This window comes from Cytobacillus horneckiae (assembly GCF_002835735.1).
In the GTDB taxonomy this organism is placed as follows: Bacteria; Bacillota; Bacilli; order Bacillales; family Cytobacillaceae; genus Cytobacillus; species Cytobacillus horneckiae.
Genome location: NZ_PISD01000008.1, coordinates 100,322 through 123,402, shown reverse-complemented (window position 1 = coordinate 123,402; position 23,081 = coordinate 100,322). Strand labels below are relative to the sequence as shown.

Annotated in this window: 23 protein-coding genes; 3 read left to right on the top strand and 20 right to left on the bottom strand. The window is 38.4% G+C overall.

The window, feature by feature from the left end; translation table 11 throughout:
* Nucleotides 1-63: 63 nt before the first annotated feature.
* The 4 genes from CWS20_RS03780 to CWS20_RS03765 form a co-directional block, all read right to left on the bottom strand.
* Entirely contained in the window at nucleotides 64-960 is an 897-nt protein-coding gene (locus CWS20_RS03780; RefSeq protein ID WP_066200103.1) for an LCP family protein, read from the bottom strand.
* Nucleotides 961-1,073: 113 nt separating this feature from the next.
* Nucleotides 1,074-2,282, bottom strand: a complete 1,209-nt coding sequence (locus tag CWS20_RS03775; RefSeq protein WP_083957456.1) for an MDR family MFS transporter — start codon at nucleotides 2,280-2,282, stop codon at nucleotides 1,074-1,076.
* A gap of 4 nt (nucleotides 2,283-2,286) precedes the next feature.
* On the bottom strand, nucleotides 2,287-3,525 hold the full coding sequence (locus CWS20_RS03770) for a multidrug effflux MFS transporter (RefSeq protein WP_066200106.1): 1,239 nt from the start codon (nucleotides 3,523-3,525) through the stop codon (nucleotides 2,287-2,289).
* A 395-nt stretch (nucleotides 3,526-3,920) separates the two neighbouring features.
* A complete protein-coding gene (locus CWS20_RS03765; protein ID WP_454040250.1) occupies nucleotides 3,921-5,384 on the bottom strand; it encodes a lmo1851 family serine protease in 1,464 nt (487 codons plus the stop codon).
* Between the two features lie 317 nt (nucleotides 5,385-5,701).
* Between CWS20_RS03765 and CWS20_RS03760 the strand changes: the two genes are divergently transcribed.
* Nucleotides 5,702-5,932: a hypothetical protein gene (locus CWS20_RS03760; RefSeq protein ID WP_066200115.1), complete on the top strand. Its 231-nt coding sequence runs from the start codon at nucleotides 5,702-5,704 to the stop codon at nucleotides 5,930-5,932.
* Here CWS20_RS03760 and CWS20_RS03755 read toward each other — a convergent pair.
* The 3 genes from CWS20_RS03755 to CWS20_RS03745 form a co-directional block, all read right to left on the bottom strand.
* Nucleotides 5,929-6,795: a M15 family metallopeptidase gene (locus CWS20_RS03755; protein ID WP_066200118.1), complete on the bottom strand. Its 867-nt coding sequence runs from the start codon at nucleotides 6,793-6,795 to the stop codon at nucleotides 5,929-5,931. The genes CWS20_RS03760 and CWS20_RS03755 overlap by 4 nt on opposite strands.
* Before the next feature lie 148 nt (nucleotides 6,796-6,943).
* Nucleotides 6,944-7,648, bottom strand: coding sequence for a purine-nucleoside phosphorylase (deoD, locus tag CWS20_RS03750; protein ID WP_066200120.1), 705 nt, complete (start codon nucleotides 7,646-7,648; stop codon nucleotides 6,944-6,946).
* Nucleotides 7,649-7,969: 321 nt separating this feature from the next.
* A complete protein-coding gene (locus CWS20_RS03745) occupies nucleotides 7,970-8,278 on the bottom strand; it encodes a YodL domain-containing protein (protein WP_066200123.1) in 309 nt (102 codons plus the stop codon).
* A 200-nt stretch (nucleotides 8,279-8,478) separates the two neighbouring features.
* On the opposite strand from CWS20_RS03745, the gene CWS20_RS03740 reads away from it, so the two are divergent.
* Complete coding sequence (locus CWS20_RS03740) at nucleotides 8,479-9,360, top strand: glycerophosphodiester phosphodiesterase (protein ID WP_066200125.1); 882 nt, start codon at nucleotides 8,479-8,481, stop codon at nucleotides 9,358-9,360.
* A 76-nt stretch (nucleotides 9,361-9,436) separates the two neighbouring features.
* On the opposite strand, the gene CWS20_RS03735 is transcribed toward CWS20_RS03740, so the two are convergent.
* On the bottom strand, nucleotides 9,437-10,207 hold the full coding sequence (locus CWS20_RS03735; RefSeq protein WP_066200128.1) for a sporulation protein: 771 nt from the start codon (nucleotides 10,205-10,207) through the stop codon (nucleotides 9,437-9,439).
* Between the two features lie 303 nt (nucleotides 10,208-10,510).
* Nucleotides 10,511-10,684 carry a YozD family protein gene (locus tag CWS20_RS03730; protein ID WP_066200131.1) on the bottom strand — a complete coding sequence of 58 codons (174 nt, stop codon included), beginning with the start codon at nucleotides 10,682-10,684 and terminating at the stop codon, nucleotides 10,511-10,513.
* A 253-nt stretch (nucleotides 10,685-10,937) separates the two neighbouring features.
* Between CWS20_RS03730 and CWS20_RS27885 the strand changes: the two genes are divergently transcribed.
* Nucleotides 10,938-11,108, top strand: coding sequence for a hypothetical protein (locus CWS20_RS27885; RefSeq protein ID WP_157090553.1), 171 nt, complete (start codon nucleotides 10,938-10,940; stop codon nucleotides 11,106-11,108).
* On the opposite strand, the gene yodN is transcribed toward CWS20_RS27885, so the two are convergent.
* The 11 genes from yodN to CWS20_RS03675 all read right to left on the bottom strand — a co-directional run bounded on the left by yodN (nucleotide 11,083) and on the right by CWS20_RS03675 (nucleotide 22,725).
* Nucleotides 11,083-11,802, bottom strand: coding sequence for a germination protein YodN (gene yodN, locus CWS20_RS03725; protein ID WP_066200134.1), 720 nt, complete (start codon nucleotides 11,800-11,802; stop codon nucleotides 11,083-11,085). The two genes, CWS20_RS27885 and yodN, sit on opposite strands and share 26 nt — an antisense overlap.
* Nucleotides 11,803-12,206: 404 nt before the next feature.
* Nucleotides 12,207-12,428, bottom strand: coding sequence for a YozE family protein (locus CWS20_RS03720; RefSeq protein ID WP_066200139.1), 222 nt, complete (start codon nucleotides 12,426-12,428; stop codon nucleotides 12,207-12,209).
* Between the two features lie 80 nt (nucleotides 12,429-12,508).
* A complete protein-coding gene (locus CWS20_RS03715) occupies nucleotides 12,509-12,811 on the bottom strand; it encodes a YokU family protein (protein WP_066200143.1) in 303 nt (100 codons plus the stop codon).
* The gene (gene kamA, locus CWS20_RS03710; protein ID WP_066200145.1) at nucleotides 12,804-14,219 is read right to left on the bottom strand and encodes a lysine 2,3-aminomutase; all 1,416 of its coding nucleotides are present in this window, start codon (nucleotides 14,217-14,219) and stop codon (nucleotides 12,804-12,806) included. Before kamA ends, CWS20_RS03715 begins: the two co-directional genes overlap by 8 nt.
* Before the next feature lie 145 nt (nucleotides 14,220-14,364).
* Complete coding sequence (locus CWS20_RS03705) at nucleotides 14,365-15,780, bottom strand: sigma-54 interaction domain-containing protein (RefSeq protein WP_241198629.1); 1,416 nt, start codon at nucleotides 15,778-15,780, stop codon at nucleotides 14,365-14,367.
* A 75-nt stretch (nucleotides 15,781-15,855) separates the two neighbouring features.
* The gene (ablB, locus tag CWS20_RS03700) at nucleotides 15,856-16,674 is read right to left on the bottom strand and encodes a putative beta-lysine N-acetyltransferase (protein WP_066201826.1); all 819 of its coding nucleotides are present in this window, start codon (nucleotides 16,672-16,674) and stop codon (nucleotides 15,856-15,858) included.
* A 258-nt stretch (nucleotides 16,675-16,932) separates the two neighbouring features.
* Nucleotides 16,933-18,354 carry an aldehyde dehydrogenase family protein gene (locus CWS20_RS03695; RefSeq protein ID WP_066200152.1) on the bottom strand — a complete coding sequence of 474 codons (1,422 nt, stop codon included), beginning with the start codon at nucleotides 18,352-18,354 and terminating at the stop codon, nucleotides 16,933-16,935.
* A 184-nt stretch (nucleotides 18,355-18,538) separates the two neighbouring features.
* Entirely contained in the window at nucleotides 18,539-19,807 is a 1,269-nt protein-coding gene (locus CWS20_RS03690) for a peptidase (RefSeq protein WP_066200155.1), read from the bottom strand.
* A gap of 221 nt (nucleotides 19,808-20,028) precedes the next feature.
* Nucleotides 20,029-20,688: a 3-oxoacid CoA-transferase subunit B gene (locus CWS20_RS03685; RefSeq protein ID WP_066200158.1), complete on the bottom strand. Its 660-nt coding sequence runs from the start codon at nucleotides 20,686-20,688 to the stop codon at nucleotides 20,029-20,031.
* Complete coding sequence (locus CWS20_RS03680; RefSeq protein WP_162840984.1) at nucleotides 20,673-21,374, bottom strand: CoA transferase subunit A; 702 nt, start codon at nucleotides 21,372-21,374, stop codon at nucleotides 20,673-20,675. The genes CWS20_RS03685 and CWS20_RS03680 overlap by 16 nt, the downstream gene beginning before the upstream one ends.
* Complete coding sequence (locus tag CWS20_RS03675) at nucleotides 21,358-22,725, bottom strand: aspartate aminotransferase family protein (RefSeq protein WP_066200164.1); 1,368 nt, start codon at nucleotides 22,723-22,725, stop codon at nucleotides 21,358-21,360. The genes CWS20_RS03680 and CWS20_RS03675 overlap by 17 nt, the downstream gene beginning before the upstream one ends.
* Nucleotides 22,726-23,081: the final 356 nt, after the last annotated feature.

The following is a 23,081-nucleotide window of genomic DNA, read 5'->3' as shown; positions in this document are numbered from 1 at the left end:
GAAATCACCTCTTTCAATCACTCATTTTAAAGGATAAATCACATGCTTACAACCGATTTGATTTCAGCCATTCACTTCAATACTCTCTTCACCTTGGAAAAATTCTTTTAGTGCAGAAATATTTTCTGCAAAGTCTAATTGCAGGACTGCACCGGCGTGATTAGACATTTTATCTGTAAAAGAATTTTCAACTGGAATTCTCATTGATTCCACTTCTGTTACCGGGTTAAGGATAAAGGCAGTAGCCAGTGCAAGCACTTCATCCACCTGTAAATCAGTATCAATGTCATTCATTACTTTTTTGATCAATTCCGGTGACTTTGCAATGCCTTCGACTGAGGTTAAACTACTTTTCATTTCATTTTTTATAAGCTCCAACACTTCCCGCTGCCGGTCGACTCTGCCAAAATCACTCTGATCATCATGACGAAATCTTACATAGGCTAATAATTCTTCCCCGTGCAATTTTTGCTTACCGGAAGCTAAATTTAAATTCATATCATCAATCATCGCTTCTGTAACTTCTACTTCTAACCCGTCCGGTGCCAATGTATCCAATACTTCTACAAAGCCATTAAAATCTATGACAGCTGTATGGTCAATTTTGATTTCGAAGTTTTGTTCGATTGTTTCCTTTAATAAATCTGCACCGCCTATGTAATATGCGTGATTCAATTTACTATATGTTTTATCGTAATCCGGGATCTTTACATAACTGTCCCTCATTAAAGATACAAGCTTAATCGCCTCTCCTGAAGGCTCATATCTTGCAAGCATAATGGCATCAGATCGTGAATCCTTTTCACCTCTGGAATCGACACCAATTAGCAGGAAGTTCTTTGCCTCTTTTGCTGCTTCTTTTCTACTATTCTTTTCCGTACTCTCATGTTTATCAGAAAGACCGGAAGAACACCCAGCAAGCATTAATATCAGCATTACAACGATTGTCTTTTTTAGCATACTTACACCTCTTCCACAGACTTTATCATCATTGTAGGATTGGAAAAGGACAATTATACAAAAAGAGAGGAAGTTTCTTAAAAACTGCCTCTCATTCATTGGTTTAAAAGAATTCACACCGATTTTCCTGTTAACTCGGTTATTTGATTTACTTTGCTGCCAGCTGAAAAGAATAGTATACTGCTCAAGCATATGACAGAAATTACAACAAACGTCAAGACACCGCCAATTTGACTAAATAATACGCCGCCAAAAATAGGACCGGCAAAGCTGCCTAAATTTCTAAATTGCGAAGCACCGAAATAAGTTCCTCGCAAATGATCTGCTGCAAGCTGATCAATCAATAAACTGCTCGTTGGAAAGGATAGAATTTCCCCAAATGTAAATAAAACCATTCCAAAAATTGCGACTAGCCATGTTGTCGCGAATCCAAAGCAAAGCAGTCCGGCAATAGTAAATATGGAACCTGCTATCATCAGCTTCATTGGCCTGTAGCGTTCCATTAAATGTGAAGCAGGCATTTGCAAAAAGATGACCATTATCGCATTTAAGGATAGCAAAATCGAATAAATCATTACACCATTTTCTAGCCTATTATCGAAATGCTGCGGTAGATTGGACTCCATTTGCGAATACCCGACAGCAATCATCATTCCTCCTAGAATGAAATATAATAGCGCCCGGTCTTTCCTAACAATTTGAAAAGCAGCGGATAATGTGGTTTTATTGTTCACACCATTCGTTGATTTTACTTTTTTTATCATAATAAAAAGAATAATCATATAGAGAAAATAGATTGATCCGGTTATATAAAAAGTCATATTTGCATTCGTCATTGCTAGAAAAGCTCCAATTAAAGGGCCGACTGAAGCACCGATATTAATCGCTACATAACGCAGTGAATATACCTTCATCCGCATCTCTTTGCTTGTTAAATCCCCCATCAACGCCTGTGCAGTCGGTTCAAAGAAAGAATTGCATAAACCTAATAAAGCATTTAACAGCAAAAACCACCACTGATGCTCTGCTATGGCAAAACCAAAATAACCGAGAGCGGTCCCTAATAGGGCAATCATCATAATAGGCTTTCTGCCGTAACGGTCAGACAGATGTCCGCCAATAAAACCGCCAATGGTGCTCATTAAAGGACTCATTCCAATAGTTATTCCGATAAAAATAGGGTGAAGATCTTGTCTTGCAAGGTATATCGCTAGAAACGGCATCGTCATGAATGCCGCACCTCTTGACAGCACGGTTCCAATTAATAACACCCAAACGGTTTGATGAAACTGTTGAAAATAAGAAAGTATATTCACTCTCATGATGCTAATGCCCTCGCTGTCCTTTGATTTTTGTTCCTCTTACAAGTAAGAAATAAATTGCTATCGCTCCGATTTCTGCCGCCGCAATGACAATCCCCATTGGCAATGCGGTATTCTCTCCCCCCATGCCAACAAGAGGGGCAACAAGACCTCCTAATAAAAATGTCATTAATCCTATTAATGCAGATGCACTTCCAGCATTCCTCCCCTGGCTTTCCATTGCAAGCGAGAAAGTTGCTGTATTGACAATACCAACTGACGATACAACAAAGAATAATGGTATTAATACACCAAATAGTCCGGTTTCAAAGAAAATATTCACGAGCAAGCTCATTCCGCCAACTGCCGCGATGGAAAGGCCGATAATAAGCAATTTAGTCTCACTTACCTTTCCAGCAAGTCTTCCAGTTAATTGGCTCCCGATAATAATGCCAAGTCCATTAATTGCAAAGCAAAGACTAAACATTTGCGGGGAAAGATTAAAAATATTTTGCAGAACAAATGGCGAGCCAGCAATATAGGCAAACATCGCAGCTCCGACTAAACCTTGGGCAAGCGCATAGCCCATAAATTCTTTATTTCTTATTATTTTGTTAAACGTAACGAAGGTTGATTTTATCCCGCCTTGCATTCTTCTCTCGATAGGCAAGCTTTCATTTAAGAAAAAAAGGACGAGGAGTAAGCTGGCTGCTCCTAATAAAGTAAGCGCAAGAAATACGCCGCGCCATGAAGTAAATGATAAGAGCTGTCCGCCTATTACCGGAGCAATGATAGGAGCTGCCCCATTAATCAATGTAAGCAGGGCAAAAAATTTTGTTAATTCAGGTCCGGCATATAAATCTCGCACAATCGCCCTAGAAATAACGATTCCAACAGCCCCCGCGGTTCCCTGAATGAAACGAAGAATGATAAATGATTGTATGGTCGGCGCCAATATACAAAAAATAGAAACGGCTATATATAATATAAGTCCAAATAATAATGGTTTTTTTCTCCCTACAATATCGCTTATCGGACCTGCAAAAATTTGCCCAATCGCAAGCCCAAGCATACATGCAGTCAAGCTCAATTGCGCATAGGATGCGGTGGTATGTAAATTGTCTGCCAATATAGGCAGAGCTGGCAAATACATATCAAGTGAAAAAGGTCCAAAGGCTGATAGTGTACCTAATATTATCGCTAGTAATAATCGCTTTGATTTCTTTGTTTCATTTAAGGTGATGCTTTGTTGTAATTGGTTCATATTTTTCCTTCTCTCTACTTCATCTGAATCAGAATATTGCTAATTTACCACATCCTTTCGGAAAAATCATTAGTATTTCAGAAAATATTTTGAGTAGCGAAACTTTATACTACATTCCTGTCAATTCGCTTTTGCTATCTGTTCAATCACTTTTTTTCCGATAGAGCTTGATGCTTTAAAAAAGAAGATAGAAAACGGCCAATGCTATACTGACAATTTTTCCAATTGGAGAGGTGTCATCTACTCCTGGAGGAGATAGGCGCGAAAGTTGAAGCGGTTCGACGCTCTAATTGCGGAGAAAACGAGCGGTGTCCCAAACCGATCATTTTTACTTTGAAATGGGTTTCTCTACAGTCTAAAAAAAACTGCCAGTAGTTATACTGACAGTTTTTCGTTTATTTCATTTTTTCTTGAAGCACTTCTACTGCTTTTTTAATTTGAGTATCATTTTCGATGACTTGCTTTCGCAATTCTTCCATTAGTTTCAATGTGGATTCGCCGGAGAGAACACCTGTTGATTCTAACTCCGCTTCCTCTTGAAATGCCTTTACTGCTTCTTCCGTTTTTTCATCAAAGAAGCCATCCACTCTGCCAGGATCATGTCCAACAGCTTTCAGCATTTCCTGTGCAACCTTCACTTGATTAGATGAAGAAGAAAGCTTTAATTCTGCTTCCGGATTGAGGAAAGGAAGTGATGCATAATCTGGAAGTGATACTTTATGGTCTGGTGTGATTCCTTCACTATGAATCCAATTGCCATCAGGAGTCAGCCATTTTTCAGTCGTAAACTTCATATTGGATCCATCGCTAAAGTCCTGTGCACGCTGCACTGTTCCTTTACCGAATGATTTTTCTCCAACTAGTTCAATTCCTGCAGATTCCTGTACTGCAGCCGCAAGTATTTCGGACGCACTTGCACTGCCTTTATCAATGACAACAACAAGCGGAATATCTTTGTTTTCCTTGTTGACTGATTGAACAGCTTCTTTATTACCATTTCGATCTTCGATTTGGAACAGTATTTCACCTTCAGGAACAAATAAACTGGAAATTTCTATCGCTTGGTCCAATAGCCCGCCTGGATTTTGACGGAGATCAAGCACTAGCCCTTTCATTCCTTCTTTTTTCAGTTCATTTAATGTATCGACAAGCTCCTGTGCTGTATTTTCTGAGAAAGAAGTGATTTGCACTTTGGCTATGTCATCCTCAATCATCTCGCCATAAACTGTTTCAATCGGAATCGTATCGCGTGTAATCGTCATTTTGACCGACTCTTCTGTGCCTGGACGAAGGACTTCCAGTTCAACGTCTGTTCCTTTCTCACCTCTAATGAGTAAGACTGCTTCCGATGAACTCATCCCTTGAAGACTTTCGCCATCCACTGACATTACTTTATCATTTGGCTGTAATCCAGCTTTTTCAGCTGGAGAGCCTTTTAAAGGAGAAACAATGACAATATGGCCTTCCTGCTCAGAAATTTCAGCTCCGATTCCTTCAAATGAAGAGGCGATGCTGTCATGGAAGTTTTTAGCTTCATCGACATTCATGTAATCTGAATAAGGATCATCCAATGCATCAAGCATTCCATTGATTGCTCCATTCATAAGATCATCTTTGTCTACCTTCTCGTAATAATTATTGTTTAACGTATCATATGCCATATAAAGTTTATTAAATTCACTTCTTTCGTTAGTGCCGACATTTACTGCTTTTTCATCCCCAAAGGAAAGAGCAAGGGTTGTAATTCCTGCAGTAATAAAGACAACGAAAAATAATAGCATGATAAAGGGAAATTTCTTCATACGTATAAAACCAGGTTGCTTTTCTGTAGATTCTTGATTTAAATCCTCGTTTGACAAATCTTTCACCACTTTCATGACCGTAGGATTGTTTATAATCCTTTACTGATTAGAATAACATTTTTACTAGATAATTAACAAAGAAAAAAAGACCTAAAGGAATGGGTTTCTCAAGTTATTAAAAAACCAACATCGATGCTAAATGAAAAACTTACCAGCATATGAACAAATTATAACTCATTTTAATTATAAATAGGAAAAATAAAAAAGCACTCATTTTTATGTTAAGTGCTTTTTTATATTCTATACCGTTTTTTTCTCTCATAAGATTTATTTATACCTAAGAACCTTATAACGACCAAGAAAGGAGCCTGGTCATGATTATTGGTATTCTTTTATGGTTAAGCTTTGCTTTTTCTATTATTTTTTTCATATCAGGTATAATAAACCGCTCTTGGAAACAGGAGCTGCTCAGCGCAGTTTTGTTTTTACCGCTTAGTTATTACCTTTTTTCTATTGACAATCTTTTTAAGTATTTGTGGATTCTTCCTATTTTCCCATTATGGGCAAGTTTCTATTTCCGGCTTTATAAGAAAGCTCTCAGCTAGATTTTTTTTACCGCATCAAAATATTCCTCAAGAGTTAAATCCTTTTCAAAGATAACCGTTGCTGCATCAACGCCGATGTAGCGGAAGTGCCATGGTTCAAATTGATAACCTGTCACTTCTTCTTTCCCTTTTGGATATCTAAGAATAAAACCGTAATGGTGAGCATTATCTTTTAGCCATTTGCCTTCAGGAGCGTTTTCAAACTTCTCTGTCAAGGTATAGTCAACTGTTGCACTTGATATATCCATAGATAAGCCTGTTTGATGTTCACTGCTGCCTGGAAAAGCAACTGCCTGTACTGCCTTCTCCTCGCCTACCCGGTTCACTTCAGCGCTAAATACTGCATCTTGACGTTCATAAGAGCGGTATCCGGAAACAGCGAATAAATCAATGCCGTCCTTTTTAGCCGCTGCGAACATTTTTTCTAAGCCTTCAGCTGCCTCTTTTCTTAAGTAGCTTTTTTCAACTTCCTCGTCACCGAATGAAAAAGCGACATCAGGACGAACTAAATCATCTGGTGCATAATCTGATGGCAGGCTGAATTGTTTATTCACAAGCGCCATAATGTTACTTGGATTTTGAATGATATTTAATTCATCTACAACTTTAATGTCATTAAAATAAGCTGCCTCTAATGACATATCGTTTTCTTCTTCCATCGTGTTTGATGCTATTTCCGATTCTTCATTAGTTTCATGATTATCTTCTTCATTTTGACTTGGCTGTTCATTTTGCTCCGTTGTATCTGAGCCATTATGATCAGCATTTGATAAGAATGGGATTTTTTCTAAATATGGATCTAATTGACTGCAGCCGCTAAGGATTATACTTGCCGCGACCGTACCGATAATTACTTTTTTCATCGTTTAACTCACCTATCTCTATTGCTTTACATTTCACAACCTATCATATCATTTTATAATATGAAATGCGAAAATGAACTCATTTAGTTAAAAATTCCCATAATAAAAACACCAAAAGAGGCAGCCATCTGACTGCCTCTTTATCTTTTTATTCTTGGATTGCTGCTTCTAGCGCCACTTCAATCATTTCATTAAACGTCGTTTGTCTTTCTTCTGATGTCGTTTCTTCACCTGTAAGAATATGATCGCTGACAGTAAGAACTGACAGTGCTTTACGAGAGAATTTTGCAGCTAATGTATACAATGCTGCTGTTTCCATTTCAATGGCAAGAATTTGATATTGCGCCCATTTTTCGTGTTCTGCATTATCATTATAAAACGTATCTGCTGTGAAAACATTGCCGACTTTTAAATTCAATCCTTTTTCAACACCGCTATCATAGGCTTTTCTAAGTAAATCAAAATCTGCTGCTGGCGCATAATCGACGCCGCCAAATGTGAGGCGATTCATTTGCGAATCAGTGGATGCTGTCATTGCAAGGATGACATCACGTACCTTTACATCCTTTTGAATCGCACCGCAAGTACCTACTCTAATTAGATTTTGGACGTTATAGCTGTTCATTAGCTCGTTAACATATATTGAAATGGATGGCACACCCATCCCTGTACCTTGTACAGAAATTCTTTTCCCTTTATATGTACCAGTATAGCCGAACATGTTTCTTACTTCATTATAGCATTTTGCATCCTCTAAAAATGTTTCAGCAATATATTTTGCACGCAGCGGATCTCCAGGTAAAAGGACCGTTTCTGCAATTTCATTTTCTTTGGCACCAATATGTACACTCATTGTTATTACCTCCCACATGATATAGACTGCTTATGTTTACTTAATATACCATAATAAAAACGGCCTAGAAAACTAAACCGCTATTATCAGTAAATCATGTGATTGTTTTTTCGTCAAATATAGACAAGAAAAGCGCAAGCGCCTTGCTCATTCACCCCCGACAAGTATAAGACGAGCCTTACGGAAAGGTGTTCTTTACCTTTCTGGGAGGATTGGCTTATGACCTCGAGGGAGTAGGCGCTGGAGCTAGACCATTTTTCTAACTCGAAAAAATTGATGCTTTATTATCCTTTTATTTAAAATACATATGAAAGGATGAACTTACCTAATATGGATGCGATTAATTTTTTTCCAGCCTCCAGATTTCAGCTGATAATAGAACTGCCCTCTTCTCCCTTCATCAATATATAAAATATCACCTGTTGAAAGAAATCTTCCGGAAAAATCACATGGCATTCTATCTGGTACATTGAATTGGCTAAAGACAGACGTTAAACATTCCTCATGATTCATCCCTTTAATCGATAGACGATATACCTGGCGATAACCTTTATTCTCTCTAAATACCGGTGTTTGGAAAATGGTGACATCATATTCTTTTTTTCTACTTCCTGTTAATTCCTTAAGCATTCATCATTCCTCCAACCAACATATTCGTGTAATTTATAATAGATTAATTGGCGATTTTTCTTGTCGTTTCCTTCGTTGAAAAATTACTAGTTTTGTCGATTAGAGAAAAAAATTCGTTTGAAAACGCTTACATTTTATAAAGCTTAGTCATATAATGCTATAACTACTCCATTTATTAGACAAAAGGCGAGGTGAATATTTTGAATGACAACGATTTATTTATAAAAAGGCGCTTCTCACTCCTCATTATCTTTAGTCTCCTTATAGCCAACATTCTGATTTTATTTCTGCCGCTTCAAGCTTTTGAGGCAATTGCGCATCGAGGGGCCTCAAAAGAAGCGCCAGAAAATACAATGGCAGCATTTGAAAGAGCAGCGGAGCTGAAATATGATTTTATTGAACTCGATATCCAGCTTAGTAAAGATGGTGAATTGGTCGTTATTCATGACGCGACTGTCAATCGAACGACAAATGGAACTGGCAGCATAAAAGATATGACCTTGGCTGATATACAAGCTTTAGACGCCGGTTCATGGTTTTCATCATCATTTAAAGGTGAAAAAATCCCCTTATTACAAGAAGTTTTAGACAGGTTTGGCGGAGAAATAGGACTGCTCATTGAAATTAAATACCCTGATTTATATCCTGAAATATCAGAAACGCTATCCACTGTCTTGACTGCCTATGTTGAAAAGGGACTCCCGCGAAAGTTATTAAAAGTCCAATCCTTTAATATCCATGAGGTTGAAAAATTTCATCAACTATCCCCTAACATTTCAACAGGATTGCTGCTGAATCATCCCCTCGACTTATTTCAGCTTACTAGCTATAGACATTTTGCCAGCTTTCTTTCCATAAATTATTATAGCCTTACGAACAATTTTATTAAGCAAGCAGAGTTCTATGGATATGACATTTATTCATGGACAATTAAGGATCAGTTTCAATTTTATAGCATGCAAAAAATCGGAGTTCATGGCATAATTTCTGATGAACCAATGAAACATGAGAATTCACATTTATATGCATTCATCAGGCCATTTATAAAAGGTCAGGAATTGCTGCGCACCTTCTTTGTATAATTTGAAAAACACGTCAGAAAAAAGTTCTGACGTGTTTTCTTTGATCGTGGTACGTATCTGCTATGAAATGTTAATATTAAATATACTGTGAAATAACAGATTGTAATTTCGATGACATGTTTGGTATATCATCACTTGTAACTTTAATCGTAATTGTTGATTCATCCATTGAAAGCGCCTCTGAAAGGAAGCCTCTTAATCCTCTCGCTCGACGATCTACTTGAAGGAATAAATCCGCTGCGTTGTCAGATTCAAGGAAGAATACAACTTCTAATTCATCGAGCCTTCCTCGAAATTGGCCCGATACTGCAACAAATTCAAATTCTTGTACAAAAGGGAGACGGCGGCGCATCCACTTTGGCGCTTCCTCACATTCTACCTCCCTCATCCTAAACCCCAAATCATTAATAGAATGCAAGACAGATTCCATTAATTTGTTAGGTGCTACCTTCATGCTATCATTATCTGATGGGTCAAAAGCTTTTTTTATATCTAGCTCAGTTGATACCCATACTCTTGATTTTCCTATAGTCACAGGCGTATCTAGTGGTAAGTTAAATGCAAATGGAATGTCCTTTGCTTCATTGGCTTTGATGATAAAAGACTCCGCTAAGCGAAAGCGGGCGACTTCCCCGTTAACTGAATATTTGTGATCATCCTTTTCTGTTTCATAGGATGTTTGAACTTTAAGATAAATATCATCAATTTCCTGATCGATTTTCCCGCCTCTTACTTCAACAATACCTTCCAGTTTGCTACCGGGATAAACAGCACCAGAATGTAATTTAGTATCTACCTTTGCTGCACCAATACCAACACTTGCCAACACCTTATTAAACAAGGCCATTTCATTTTCCTCCTTATGACCGCAGTCATACTAATTTATTCTTCTAGAGTATATACGGAGGAACTTGGTTGAAGTTTCAACTTTTATTATAAAACGAATAAAAAATGACGGAACCCCGTCATTTTAAAGTGTAGACAAATATAAAAATGAGCAAACTTCTGCTATAAGGGATCCGCCTGCTCCTGTAGGAGTTGCCGTAAAGCTGACTCCTACAGCCTGACAGTCCCCCGTAAAATTCTTCTGAAATAGATGCATTTCTTTTTTTATGGTTTACATGAGTTTTTCTACAATCTTAAATCATTTTTATTCATCATCTAATTCCTCGTCAATAATACATTTTTTCAATAAGTAGTCAAATGTGATGTCTGCTAACTCGTCAACTTCACTCTCATTAGGAACGAAACCCCGCTTCATCAGCTCATGAAAGAAAAATTCAGCAATCTCCTCTGTATCAATAAATACCTCTATTTCCCTCACACGCGTCTCCCCCTTTGTACAAAATGTATGTGTTTAATACACCATTCATGCAAGAGAAAGTAAATATAGTAGCAAAAGTTAAGAAAAGCTAAACTGCTGGAAATCCTTTCAACTCATCTCTTTGTACTTTGAATGAGAGAGTGAATTTTTTGTAAGTAAATGAAAAAAAAAAGAAGCATGTTTTTAAGTAGAGGACCATATTTATAAACTATCAAATACATCTACCAATCGAAAATGAAGGGGAGAAGCTCATATGAAATCAATCACTACTCTATCAAACTTCTTTATTAATAGCGTCAACAATGAAAATAGTAGTTTACTTAAGTTTTTTGAAATGGCATTGAACAAATTATTTATTATCACAATGCTATTCGGAATACCGGCAACTGTGCTTGCACTTATTCAATTGATTTTTTCTCACTAGAAGATGCGCTTCCTTCGTTTTTATTGACCAATTGCTTCAACTTGCGAATGATAATTTTCATTACCTTTTTATATTCTTCATCACCAAATAGGACATACAAAATTTCATAATCATTATAAATATCAAGGAGGCCATCGATGAGTGCTTTTTTTTCTTTCACAGTTTCTAGCAGCTCTTTCTCCGCTTCACGGAAAGAGTAACTGTTTTTTTTCAGTTCCTGGATTTTTGCTTTCTTGTTAATTAAATACAGGAGGCCGAGTTTTTCGATAAAAGCATCCGCACTATCGGCATCTGCAAGTAAAGTCAGCTCTTCCTCTCCAGCTTCAAGCCATTCACCATCACTAATTCTTGAAAGTTCATAAATCACATCTTCCCATGCATCTTCTTTATAGCGCCATATTTCAGTGCGAAAGCCCACGATTTTAAATAACTCCGTACCATAGCCTTTGACCTGGACAAGATCACCAAAAAAGTATTTGTATTCTATGTCAATTTGCTCCTTTTCAATAAGCTCCCCTTCATATTCTGATAGATGCTGAAGGCTGGATTCTAAATATAATCCTTCGCTTTTATTTACTTCATAGACATACATATCATCTAACCACTTTACATCAGTGACTTTTCCTACCGTCCCGTAAATTGTGATCACGACAGTATCACCGATCTTGTATTTAGGTTTTTTTCGATTAACCATAACCCCCATCCTTTCAATGATTGTCGTGATTATTGATTACGTTATTATATGCATTGTCACGTTGATTCGCTCTTACTCAGGGCAGTCCAAATTAGAAATATAACGGAGGAAAAGCAAATGTGCATTCTGCTTCCCCACCAGCAAAACCATCACTCTTCATTCAAAAGAACGATGGTGACTTTGACGGCATAGTTACTACTTCTGTGTTAATCGAATTTTTTAAAAAAGGCTTTATAATCAATTAGTTAAAGCTATGCTTAAATAAAATGGCGCTGTTTAATTTTTTTAACGGATGATCGCCCCTCACGCCATGCTTTCCATTAAAAAACATGAGTTACTTTTAAATGGCGAAACAAAAAACGATTCAAAAGCCTTCGCCAGAGAGGGCTTTTGAATCGTTTAAATTAACTTTCTGCCATTAAATACTCATCCCATGCTTCATCAAATATGGTCATGCTTTCTAAATAATTTGTATTTAACTCCAAATAAGAGCTGATTTCATGATAATCCTTTGATGTTTTAGGAAAACTATGATCTTTGAAAGCATCATTAGCAAAGCTGCTAATTTTATCTGGTGGTTCTGGATGGCGATATTTCATTAAAAAATGGTAAAAGGACTTTGACATGGAACCGACTTCCTTTATGATAAAATGATACTTTTCATCATGAAGGATGGATGAAAATAAATCAAGAATTCTCTCCTGCTTTAACTTAAAAAGTCGAAATAGTTTCTTTTTAACAATTTTGGCTGTGCCATTAAGTCCACATAAGATATTGCCTTGCCAATCTCCTTCGTATTAATCAAAAACAATTGATCTTCAATGTCTTTTACCATTTCTTCTGTTTGATATTCCATCTTGCATGAATGACAAATAATTGATGGAGTCTCAATAATCTCTATTGCCCGCGTTCCATCCGGCAGCTCCCAATACACGCTCTTTTTTGCTTCTCCTACCTCATCACTTTCACACCAAGCACAAGATTTTGCCAATTTGATCACCTCATTCATTTGTAGCAGCAGATTCAGAGTTTGCTCTTTTTAATTGTTCTGCTTTATATTTTTTCTCTTTTAATTCATCACGTTTTTCGCGCTTATCCTTAAGCGATGCATGGGCAGGATCATGATCATAATTATCACGTCTATTTAACCGCGATAAACCTTCAGGTACAAGATTAAATGCTTCATCATTCATCAATCCAGCAATGCCAACCTTTGATTTCATCGAATCCATATCACCATATATGCCTTGGAAATAATCATCCGCTCTGCCTGGCACATAACTTTCCGGCTCTGGATAGGTTGTAATTACACCTTCAAAGTTACGTAGCACAACCTTTTCTGCACTTTGGGAAATTAAATAGTTTGGCTGCAAAGAAATTTTCCCTCCCCCTCCTGGAGCATCTACGACGAACGTTGGAACCGCATAACCTGAAGTGTGCCCCCGCAATCCTTCAATAATCTCCAGCCCTTTAGAAACAGGGGCTCGGAAATGTCCAATCCCTTCTGATAAATCACATTGATAAATATAATAAGGCCTGACACGGATTTTAACGAGATCATGCATCAGCTTTTTCATTATCGGAACACTATCATTAATGCCCGCAAGAATAACTGATTGATTCCCTACCGGCACACCGGCATTGGCCAGCATCTCACATGCCTTCTTTGATTCCTCAGTAATTTCAATCGAAGTATTGAAATGAGTATTTAGCCAAACTGGATGATATTTTTTCAAAATATTGCATAAATTTTCTGTAATCCTCTGCGGGAAGACGACTGGCGCTCTTGTACCAATTCGGATAATTTCTACATGGTCTATTTCACGGAGGTTTTTCAAAATATATTCTACTATATTATCGTTTATTAAAAGGCCGTCTCCTCCTGAAATTAATACATCCCGCACTTCAGGTGTTTGTCTAATATATTCAATCGCAGCATCCAATTGCTTTTTCGGCACACCCATCCCTATTTGTCCTGAAAATCTTCTTCTTGTACAGTACCGGCAATACATTGAGCATTGATTGGTTACAAGAAATAAAACACGATCAGGATAACGGTGTGTCAAACCAGCTACAGGCGAATCTTCATCCTCATGAAGCGGATCCTCTAAATCATATTTCGTTTTATGGATTTCTTCTGATATAGGTACAGATTGCATCCGAATTGGACAACGCGGATCATCTGGGTTCATTAAGGAGGCATAGTAAGGCGTAATATTTAAAGGAATCGTTTTAGTGGATATTTTCACTCCTTCTTCTTCCTCTGGAGTGAGATTAATCACTTTCTTTAAATCATCTAATGTTCTAATTGTATTAGTTAATTGCCAAAGCCAATCATTCCATTTTTCTTCTGGTACATCCTTCCAAAGCTCGATATCTTTCCAATGCCGATCCGGCTTATACAAAAATGATTTCACATGTATTCCCCCTCAAAAGTAGTCATCAAGTATTAACATGCAATTACTGTGCCAAATAAGTATATGAATACGATAAGATATGCACGTTCGCGCTTCTATGTACTTCGAGAGCGTCATTCTATCATAAACATAAAAAAAATGCCGATTATTCGGCATTCACTGTTTCTATTTTTTGCAGTTTATATTGTAAAGTTTGTCTAGGTATGCCTAAAAGCTTTGCTGCCTTTAAAATATTTCCTTCAGAATCTTGCATGGCTCCATCGATTAATTCCTTTTCGAGACTGGATAGTGCTTCTCTTAATGATCGTTCGACTTTCTTTTTGTCTGTTTGCCGTCGATCCTTTGCTGAAATCTGTTTTAACATTAATGGCAAGTCTTCTTCACAAAGAATGTCTGATTCGCATACGTTCATCATGTATTCAATCGTATGCTTTAACTCGCGCACATTTCCAGGCCACTTATATTGTAAAAACAACCCTTTTACTCCTTCATCCAATCCTGCAATTGATTTATGGAATTGTTGATTGTAGCTAGTAATAAATTGATCTGCTAAAAATAGAATATCTTCCTTTCTGTCTCTAAGCGGCAATAGCTCAAAAGTTAAAACATTCAGCCTGTAAAATAAATCCGTTCTTATTTTCTGTCTCTCCATTGCCAGCTGAGGATGAATATTCATTGCAGCAATCACACGAAAGTTGACATAAGAGCTTGTCGTACTGCCAATTCTTCTAACCTGGCCATCCTCTAATACACGCAAAAGCTTCGCTTGCAGTTCAATTGGCATAGCGTGTATTTCATCAAGGAATAAAGTGCCTCCATCTGCTAGTTCAAATAATCCAGGTCTATCCAATGCGCCTGTATAGCTTCCTTTTGTTGTTCCAAATAGGACACTTTCTAATAAGGATTCAGGAATGGCTGCACAATTTTGTGCAATGAAGGGGGCATCGGGCCGCAATGATGCATGATGAATTCCTTGAACAAACAGTTCCTTGCCTGAACCGCTCTCGCCAAACACTAATATAGGAGATTCTGATTTTGCCAGCTTTTTCGCTTCTTCCTTAATCCCTTTCATTTTTTCACTCTTTGTTAAAAGGCTTTCAAGCGTATACTGAATGGTGGGACGTGAGGACTTCTTTTGTTTATTTGGCTTATTTACCATATTCCGTAAATCAAGCAAACTTTCACTTAAGAGCTTTAAACGTGAATAATCTTTGGCTATTTCTACTGCACCTGCAATTTGACCATCCACAATAATCGGTAAAGTCGTATTTATCGTTTCAATTTTATCACCGTGAATATTCACATAGCTTTGGGTTTCATTGAAAATCGGCTTATTCGTTTTCATTACTTTTAACAGTGTACTAGTTTGCTCACTCAATGAAGGAAACACCGTTAATAGCGGTTTTCCTATTACTTCATTTACATTTAAGCCGTCATGCTTAGCGGCAATATCATTGTAATAAATGGTATGCCCTTTTAAATCGACAACATGAATGCCTTCATCAATGCCATTTAAAATCGCTGCAAGAATTTCCTTTGAAATCCCATGGTCGTGAATCAACCTCATTCCCCCTCTATCTCACTGATGGTTGATTTAGTGCTGAAAGTTCGTCGATTGACTGCCTAATATTCGGCATTATGTGGAAATAGATGGTTGTGATAAGTTTTTCACCCATACATTCATATCTTCCAGCTTATCAAAAATATAACAGTTATTAGCAAGCCTTCCTCTATAATTGTATCCTAGCTGATGAAGGGCTGCATTCATACCAAAGGATAATGCTCTTGCAATGGAATAAGCACAATATATCCCTTGCTGCTTCAAATCCGCTTCAAGCTGCTGTAATAATACTTTCATTAAGCCATGCTTCCTGTGCTCGACTAATGTTGCACAGTCTGTTAATTCTGCGTTCTTATAAAATCCATTCACTTCAGCTGAAGCAGCGCTAACAATCTCACTGTCATAAAAGTACCCATAATAAATAGTCCCTTCCTGCAAGGTCTTCTTTATATATTGAGGGTCATGCAGCGGTGTTGGATAAATTTGAAAAACCTTTTTATAAAGGGCTGCTAACTGCTCAACTTCATCAGTCGTTATTTTTCGTAAAAGATAATGCTCTGGAGGCTGTTCAATATGTACTTCTCTTTGAAGCTGAACAACTTTCTCTACAATCGAATCCTCTGTTGTCCATTGCGTACTGTTTCTCCTTTCTGGTTGATAATATTTGCAGAAGAAATACATATCTGACCCTAAGAAGTAGCGATCAATTACTGCCTCACAAAGGAACCCTTTCTCCAAAAGATTGGAAAAATCCTCCCTTTTTGCTTTAATTATCACTTTTTCAGCCTGATTCTTTTCTGCCAGCACCTCAACTTCAGAAAGCGCATGATTTAAATGGCCATTCACATCATCAATGCGCAACCTCTTATTATAGCCATCTATTGTTAAAACCATATTAAAATCGGATTGATTAATTGTTGTCACTTTTCCTCCCTCATTTCCTTTAATAGATGAATTGAATAGCCCCGTAAAAAAAGCAAGCGATCAGCTGTAGAGAAACATAATAAAATAAGATGGAAGGGTTTGAGATTTTCCGAGGGTTACTGCTTCGTCGCTACACGCCTTTAGCTGTCTCGCCTGTCTCGCGCCTCCCATTTCATTATTACTATCTCAACACTCTGATAGCCCAGTAATCGTACTGGGCTATCTAACTTAATTAAGATGGAAACTGACAAGCTTCAGCTCTGTCATTTCTTCGATTGCATATTTAATTCCTTCTCTTCCTGTTCCGCTTTGTTTTACGCCTCCATATGGCATATGGTCTACTCGGAAGGTTGGAAAGTCATTTATCATCACACCGCCAACATGAAGCGTATTGGCTGCATGGAAGGCCTTTGGCAAATCATTTGTAAAGACTCCTGCTTGTAATCCATATTTCGAATCGTTTACCGAATGCAGGGCGGTATCAAAATCTTTAAATGAATTAATATGAACAACAGGCGCAAAAGCCTCCTCACAGGATATTTTCTCTGATAAATCCACATTTAAGAGGACAGTTGGATGAAGTACTCCTTCTGTTGATTTTCCTCCAAGTGCAAGTTCCGCTCCATTTTTCACCGCTTCATCAATCCAGCTCTGAGCTCTGTCCACATCCGCTTGCGAAATTAAGGCTGACACATCGGTTGTTTCATCTAATGGGTCTCCTAATTTCAGCTTTTTCGCTTCTTCTACAAAATTTTCTACGAAGGTTGAGAAAACTGCTTCATGAACAAATATGCGCTGCACTGAGATGCATACCTGTCCTTGAAAATTAAACGCGCCTGCTACGATGCGAGGGACAATTTTTCTCACATCGGTGTTCTCATCAATGACAACGGCTGAATTAGAGCCTAATTCTAGTGTCACTCTTTTTAAGCCTGCGTTTTCTCTTATCGATTTACCAACTTCAGGACTGCCTGTAAAAGTGATCATTGCAACGCGATCATCTGATATTAATACATCCCCAACCGTGCTGCCGCTCCCAGTAACAATGTTTAATGCCCCGCTAGGCAAACCGGCTTCAGCGAATAACTCCGCAATTTTATATGAGGATAACGGGGTTTGGCTTGCTGGCTTAAGAACAACAGCATTGCCAGCTGCGATAGCCGGACCAACTTTATGGGCAACAAGATTCATAGGAAAATTAAACGGAGTGATTGCGCCGATTACTCCTAACGGCTCACGCACTGTATACGCAACCCTGCCTTCTCCACCTGGTGCACCATCCATAGGAATTGTTTCTCCATTAATTTTTCTCGCTTCCTGGGATGCAAATTGATACGTCAGGATTGTTCTGTCTACTTCTGTTAACGCCGCTTTCAACGGTTTGGCTGCTTCGCGGGCAATAATTTTAGCGCATTCTGTCCGCTTCTCTTTTAATAATTCAACAACGCGCTCCAATATTTCTGCCCGTTTATATGCAGGTAGAGATCTCATCTCCTTTGCAGCAGATTCAGCAGCATCAATCGCCTTTTTCACATCTTCTGCTGAAGCCTGTGCGATGTCTGCAAGTACTTCATGACTGTACGGACTTTTTAAACTTTTATAAGCTTGTGACTCTTCAAATTTTCCATTGATCCATAGTTTTTGCTGCATTTTCTGTAACCCCTCCTATTAGATTATATGTGGCGTTTAACCACTGCTGCTGTACAACCAGGCGCTTTTATTTTGCTTTCAATGGTACTTTTTCTAGAGATCCTCTTAGCTGTCAAGTAATCCCCGATTGTATACACTTTCTATTCTAAGGAAAATAACTGGAAAAATCATTTAAAACAACTTATTACTCTTTATATACTTCGCACCAATTCATTATCGTTAACGCAATGATTTCGGCTGTATCAAAAACGTCATTTAAATGAATATACTCATTGACGTCATGTGCGGATGCCGTTACACCAGGGCCGATAATGACAGCAGGAGTATTGCCTACATTGCTGAGAATCCCCCCATCCGTTCCCCACGGCGAAGCTTCAATCACAGCTTTTTCATTTTTTACTTTCTCAAAAGATGACGAAACTGAAGCGATTAAAGGGTGATCTAAATCCAAATTTCCTGGCTGCCAGCGCCCTCCAAACCATTCTATTGTTGGATGATGATTGCTTAGCCATTCATCCAGTTTGCACACTTCCTTTACACAATCCTCAAGCTCTTTTTCTACATCCTTCATTTGCTCATGGGGAGCAACCCCTATTCTTCCTTCTATAACGGCAATGTCAGGTACAGATGATGGCCATTGTCCACTTTGAATCTTTCCAATATTTAATGGAACGGGAATCGGGATATTATCATATAAAGGGTCATCGATGCGTGCATTTCTTACACTCTCTAACTCTTGCAGCTGGCGAATGATCATTATTCCTTTTTCAATCGCATTAACGCCTTCATAACGTGTGCCGCCGTGCGCAGATCGGCCTTTTACAGTAATTCTAAACCACATTGATCCTTGCTGTTTCGGAAAAATCTTCATATTCGTCGGTTCAGGGATGATTGCACCATCAGCCTTATATCCTCTAAGGACAGCGGCTAATGTCCCTGCTCCCCCGCTTTCTTCCTCAATGACGCTTTGAAAAATCACATCTCCCTTCAGTTTGATGCCAGAGGATACAATTGCTTCTATCGCTAATAAAAGAGCGACTGTTCCTCCCTTCATATCTGTCGTTCCACGGCCAAATAATTTGCCATTTTCTATATGACCACTAAAGGGATCGTGCAGCCAGTCATTTTCATCGCCTTCCGGAACCACATCAATATGACCGTTTAGTATTAAAGATTTCCCTTCTCCTTTGCCTTTCAACACTGCAACTACATTAGGATTCCCTGAGTAATCTTTTCTGTCTGAACAATAGGCAGAATGATTGATAAGGTCCTCATCGCCAATCTCCCAAATATCTAAATTCAATCCAAGCTTCCTGCATTTTTCAATAATAATTGCCTGCGCTCCGCTTTCCTGTCCTCGAGTGCTATTTTCTTGCACTAGTCTTTGCAAAAAACGGGTACCTTTGCTTTGGTGTTCATATAACCAATCCTTAATTTTCAATTCATCGCTCATCAAAATCAGCTCCTTAAAATATTTTATCGATGAGACCATAGAACCTGCATATCAAGAAAAACATATAATTAACACAGATTAACGGGCAGTAAGCTGCTTTAGTAAAAATAACTTTCCGTATGCTAGACTAATATAATGAGCCTTTAGCGCGGGAAGGTGTTTTCATTTCATTTTATCCTCCAATTATTTATGTAATTTCGAGAATATGAAAGATTGGCAAACTAAGAGAAAGTCAGTTGATTACTTACTTTAACTCGGCAGTTCGTTTTAGTAATGACGTCTTCTACCGAATGAGGCAAGAAAACCTCGGCTAATTCGAGCCCATTTTTCCCTACTGTGAAAACAGCCATATCAGTAATAATCATATCTACACATTTAGCGGATGTTAAAGGCAATGAGCACTCTTCAACAATTTTTGATTCTCCAAACTTATCTGTTTGATTCATTACCACAACGACCTTTTTAGCTTTTTGCGCAAGCTCCATTGCCCCTCCCATACCAGGAACTTTCTTCCCAGGTACAATCCAATTGGCCAAGTCTCCTTTTTCACTCACCTGTAATGAACCGAGTATTGTCATATCGACCCTGCCTCTGCGGATCATTCCAAAGGCCAATGTGCTGTCACAATATGAACCACCTTCTATTAACGAAACGGGAAATCCTCCTGCATTGCATAGATTTTCATCTTCATCGCCAGCTTTCGGATTTGGCCCCATTCCAGTAATCCCATTTTCAGCATGAAACATGACGTGCAGGCCTGCAGGCAAATGATTGGGCACAAGTGAAGGAATACCTATGCCTAAATTAACAACCATTCCCTGTTTGATTTCTGCTGCAGCACGCTTTGCCATTTTATGTCTCATTTCTATTCCCATGCCCATTTCCAATTCACCCCTTGAGAAGGTACAATGTAATCGACAAACACGCCAGGTGTAACAATTTCTTCAGGATTTAAACTGCCTAAAGGAACGATTTCCTCTACTTCTGCAATCGTAATCTCCCCTGCCATTGCGCAAACAGGATTTGTGTTGCGTGCACTTTTATCATAAATTAAATTTCCATATGGATCTGCCTTCTTCGCATATACAATGGAAACCTCAGCAGTTAGTGCTGCTTCAATTAAATATTGCTTGTCATCAATTGTGCAAATCTGTTTTCCGTTCGTAACAATTTCGTTATCCATTCCAATATCAGATAAAATGGCTGGAATCCCCATTCCTCCAGCACGAATTCTTTCTGCTAAAATACCTTGTGGACAAAATTCTACCTTCATTTTTCCAGCAGTCATCAGCTCACCTGCAACTGGGTTTGAGCCAATATGTGAAGTTGTAATTTGCTTTGCCCGCCCTTGGCTGACAATTTGGCCAATTCCTATATGAGGAAACCCAGTGTCATTGCCAATTAAAATTAAATCCTTTACACCCATCTGTAAAATGGCATCTATAAGAGTCGGCGGCGAACCGACACCGCCAAAGCCGCCATACATTAATGTCATTCCGTCGTGAAAGAAATCTAGCAGTTTTTCAACTGTCGTGATTTTTTGAAAACGATTATCCATCCGTATCATCCTCAACTGTGAAATTTTTTGCATATTGTACGTAATATTGTTGAAAAGTCCGTTCTAATCTTCCAATCAAATCATCCATTTCTTTTACAGTTATTGTTAATGGCGGTGCAATCATCACGGCATCTCCATTGATTCCATCTGTACCCGCACCAGCAGGATAGACTAGTATTCCATTCTCCTGAGCTACACTTATAAGTGTTTCAGTCAGCTTCATCCGCCTTGGAAAAGGCTCTTTTTTTATCGGGTCCTGGACAAATTCCAAGCCAATCATTAACCCCCTACCGCGCACATCACCTATAAATGGGTAAACCTTTTGCAAATACATTAATTTATTTTTTAAATAATTGCCTTTTTCCTCAACTTCAGGAATAATTTTATTTTTTTCTAAATATTCTATGACAGCAAGTGATACTGCACATGCTTGCGGGTTAGCACTTAATGTATGACCGCCCATTATCGTTTTAGATCCATTTAAAATCGGTTCCATGACATGGTCTCCTACTAAGGCAGCGGCAATTGGCGTATATCCAGCACCCATGCCTTTGCCTAGTGTGACGATGTCTGGTTCCACATCCCATTGTTCACAGGCAAGCATCGTTCCAGTCCGACCAAATCCGGTCATGACTTCATCTGCAATGAACAATATATTATGTCTTTCACAAATTTCCTTAATCACTTTGTAATATTCTTTAGGAGGCGTTATCGCACCGCCTGCTGCTCCAATCACTGGCTCTGCGATAAAAGCGGCAATATGGTCTGCACCAATTCTTTTAATAATGGCTTCTAATTCATGTGCGCATAAATAGCCGCAATCAGGTGCTTCTTTATTATATGGACAGCGATAGCAATAAGGCGGCTGAATGACCGGGAAGTCCTCCAATAAAGGAATAAAGCGGGCTCTTCTGCCAGTGTGTCCTGACATCGATAGTGCTCCTAATGTAATTCCGTGATAACTCATCCACCTTGATAGCACCTTTGTTTTTGTATACACACCTTTTTCCTGCCAATATTGAATTGCTATTTTCATCGCAGTTTCTGTTGCTTCTGAGCCGCTATTAACAAAAAAGCACCAGTTTAGATTGGCGATTGAAAGGTTAGCAATTTTACGAGCAAGCTTTTCTGCCGGTTCACTTGTAAATTGCGAACGATAGACGAAAGACACCTTCTTCGCCTGTTCCTCCATCGCATCAATAATTTCTTGGACACCATGTCCGATATTTGCTGTAATCGCACCAGATGATGCATCAAGATACTCTTTCCCTTCTGCATCATACAAATACACACCTTTTCCATAATCAATCAGCGGGTACTCCGCATCTAAAACCGGCTTGATTAAAAAGGTTCGATCCATCACGATCCCTCCATCTCTAAATAAACGCAAAAAATGCGCATATCATAAAGAAAACCCGCATTACAGCGAGCCCCAAATGAGGCGAAGACAGCGGCATTGTTGCCTTATTTAGTTAGAACTAATGACAACTTCGTCTGTCTCTAATCACCATGCTGCCATTTCAACCATTCTTTACAATGAGAAAATACGAGACCTTTTTGTATGTGCAGAAGAAGGAAAACGTTCGTAAATCTCTCCTTTTTTACTGTAATGGCTCTGTACAATCTAGATAGAGTCCATTTAATTCAATTGTATGAATGATTATTGTAAAACTTTCTTAAAGATTGAAAAAAGACTTGAATGTGATGTTCCAATGG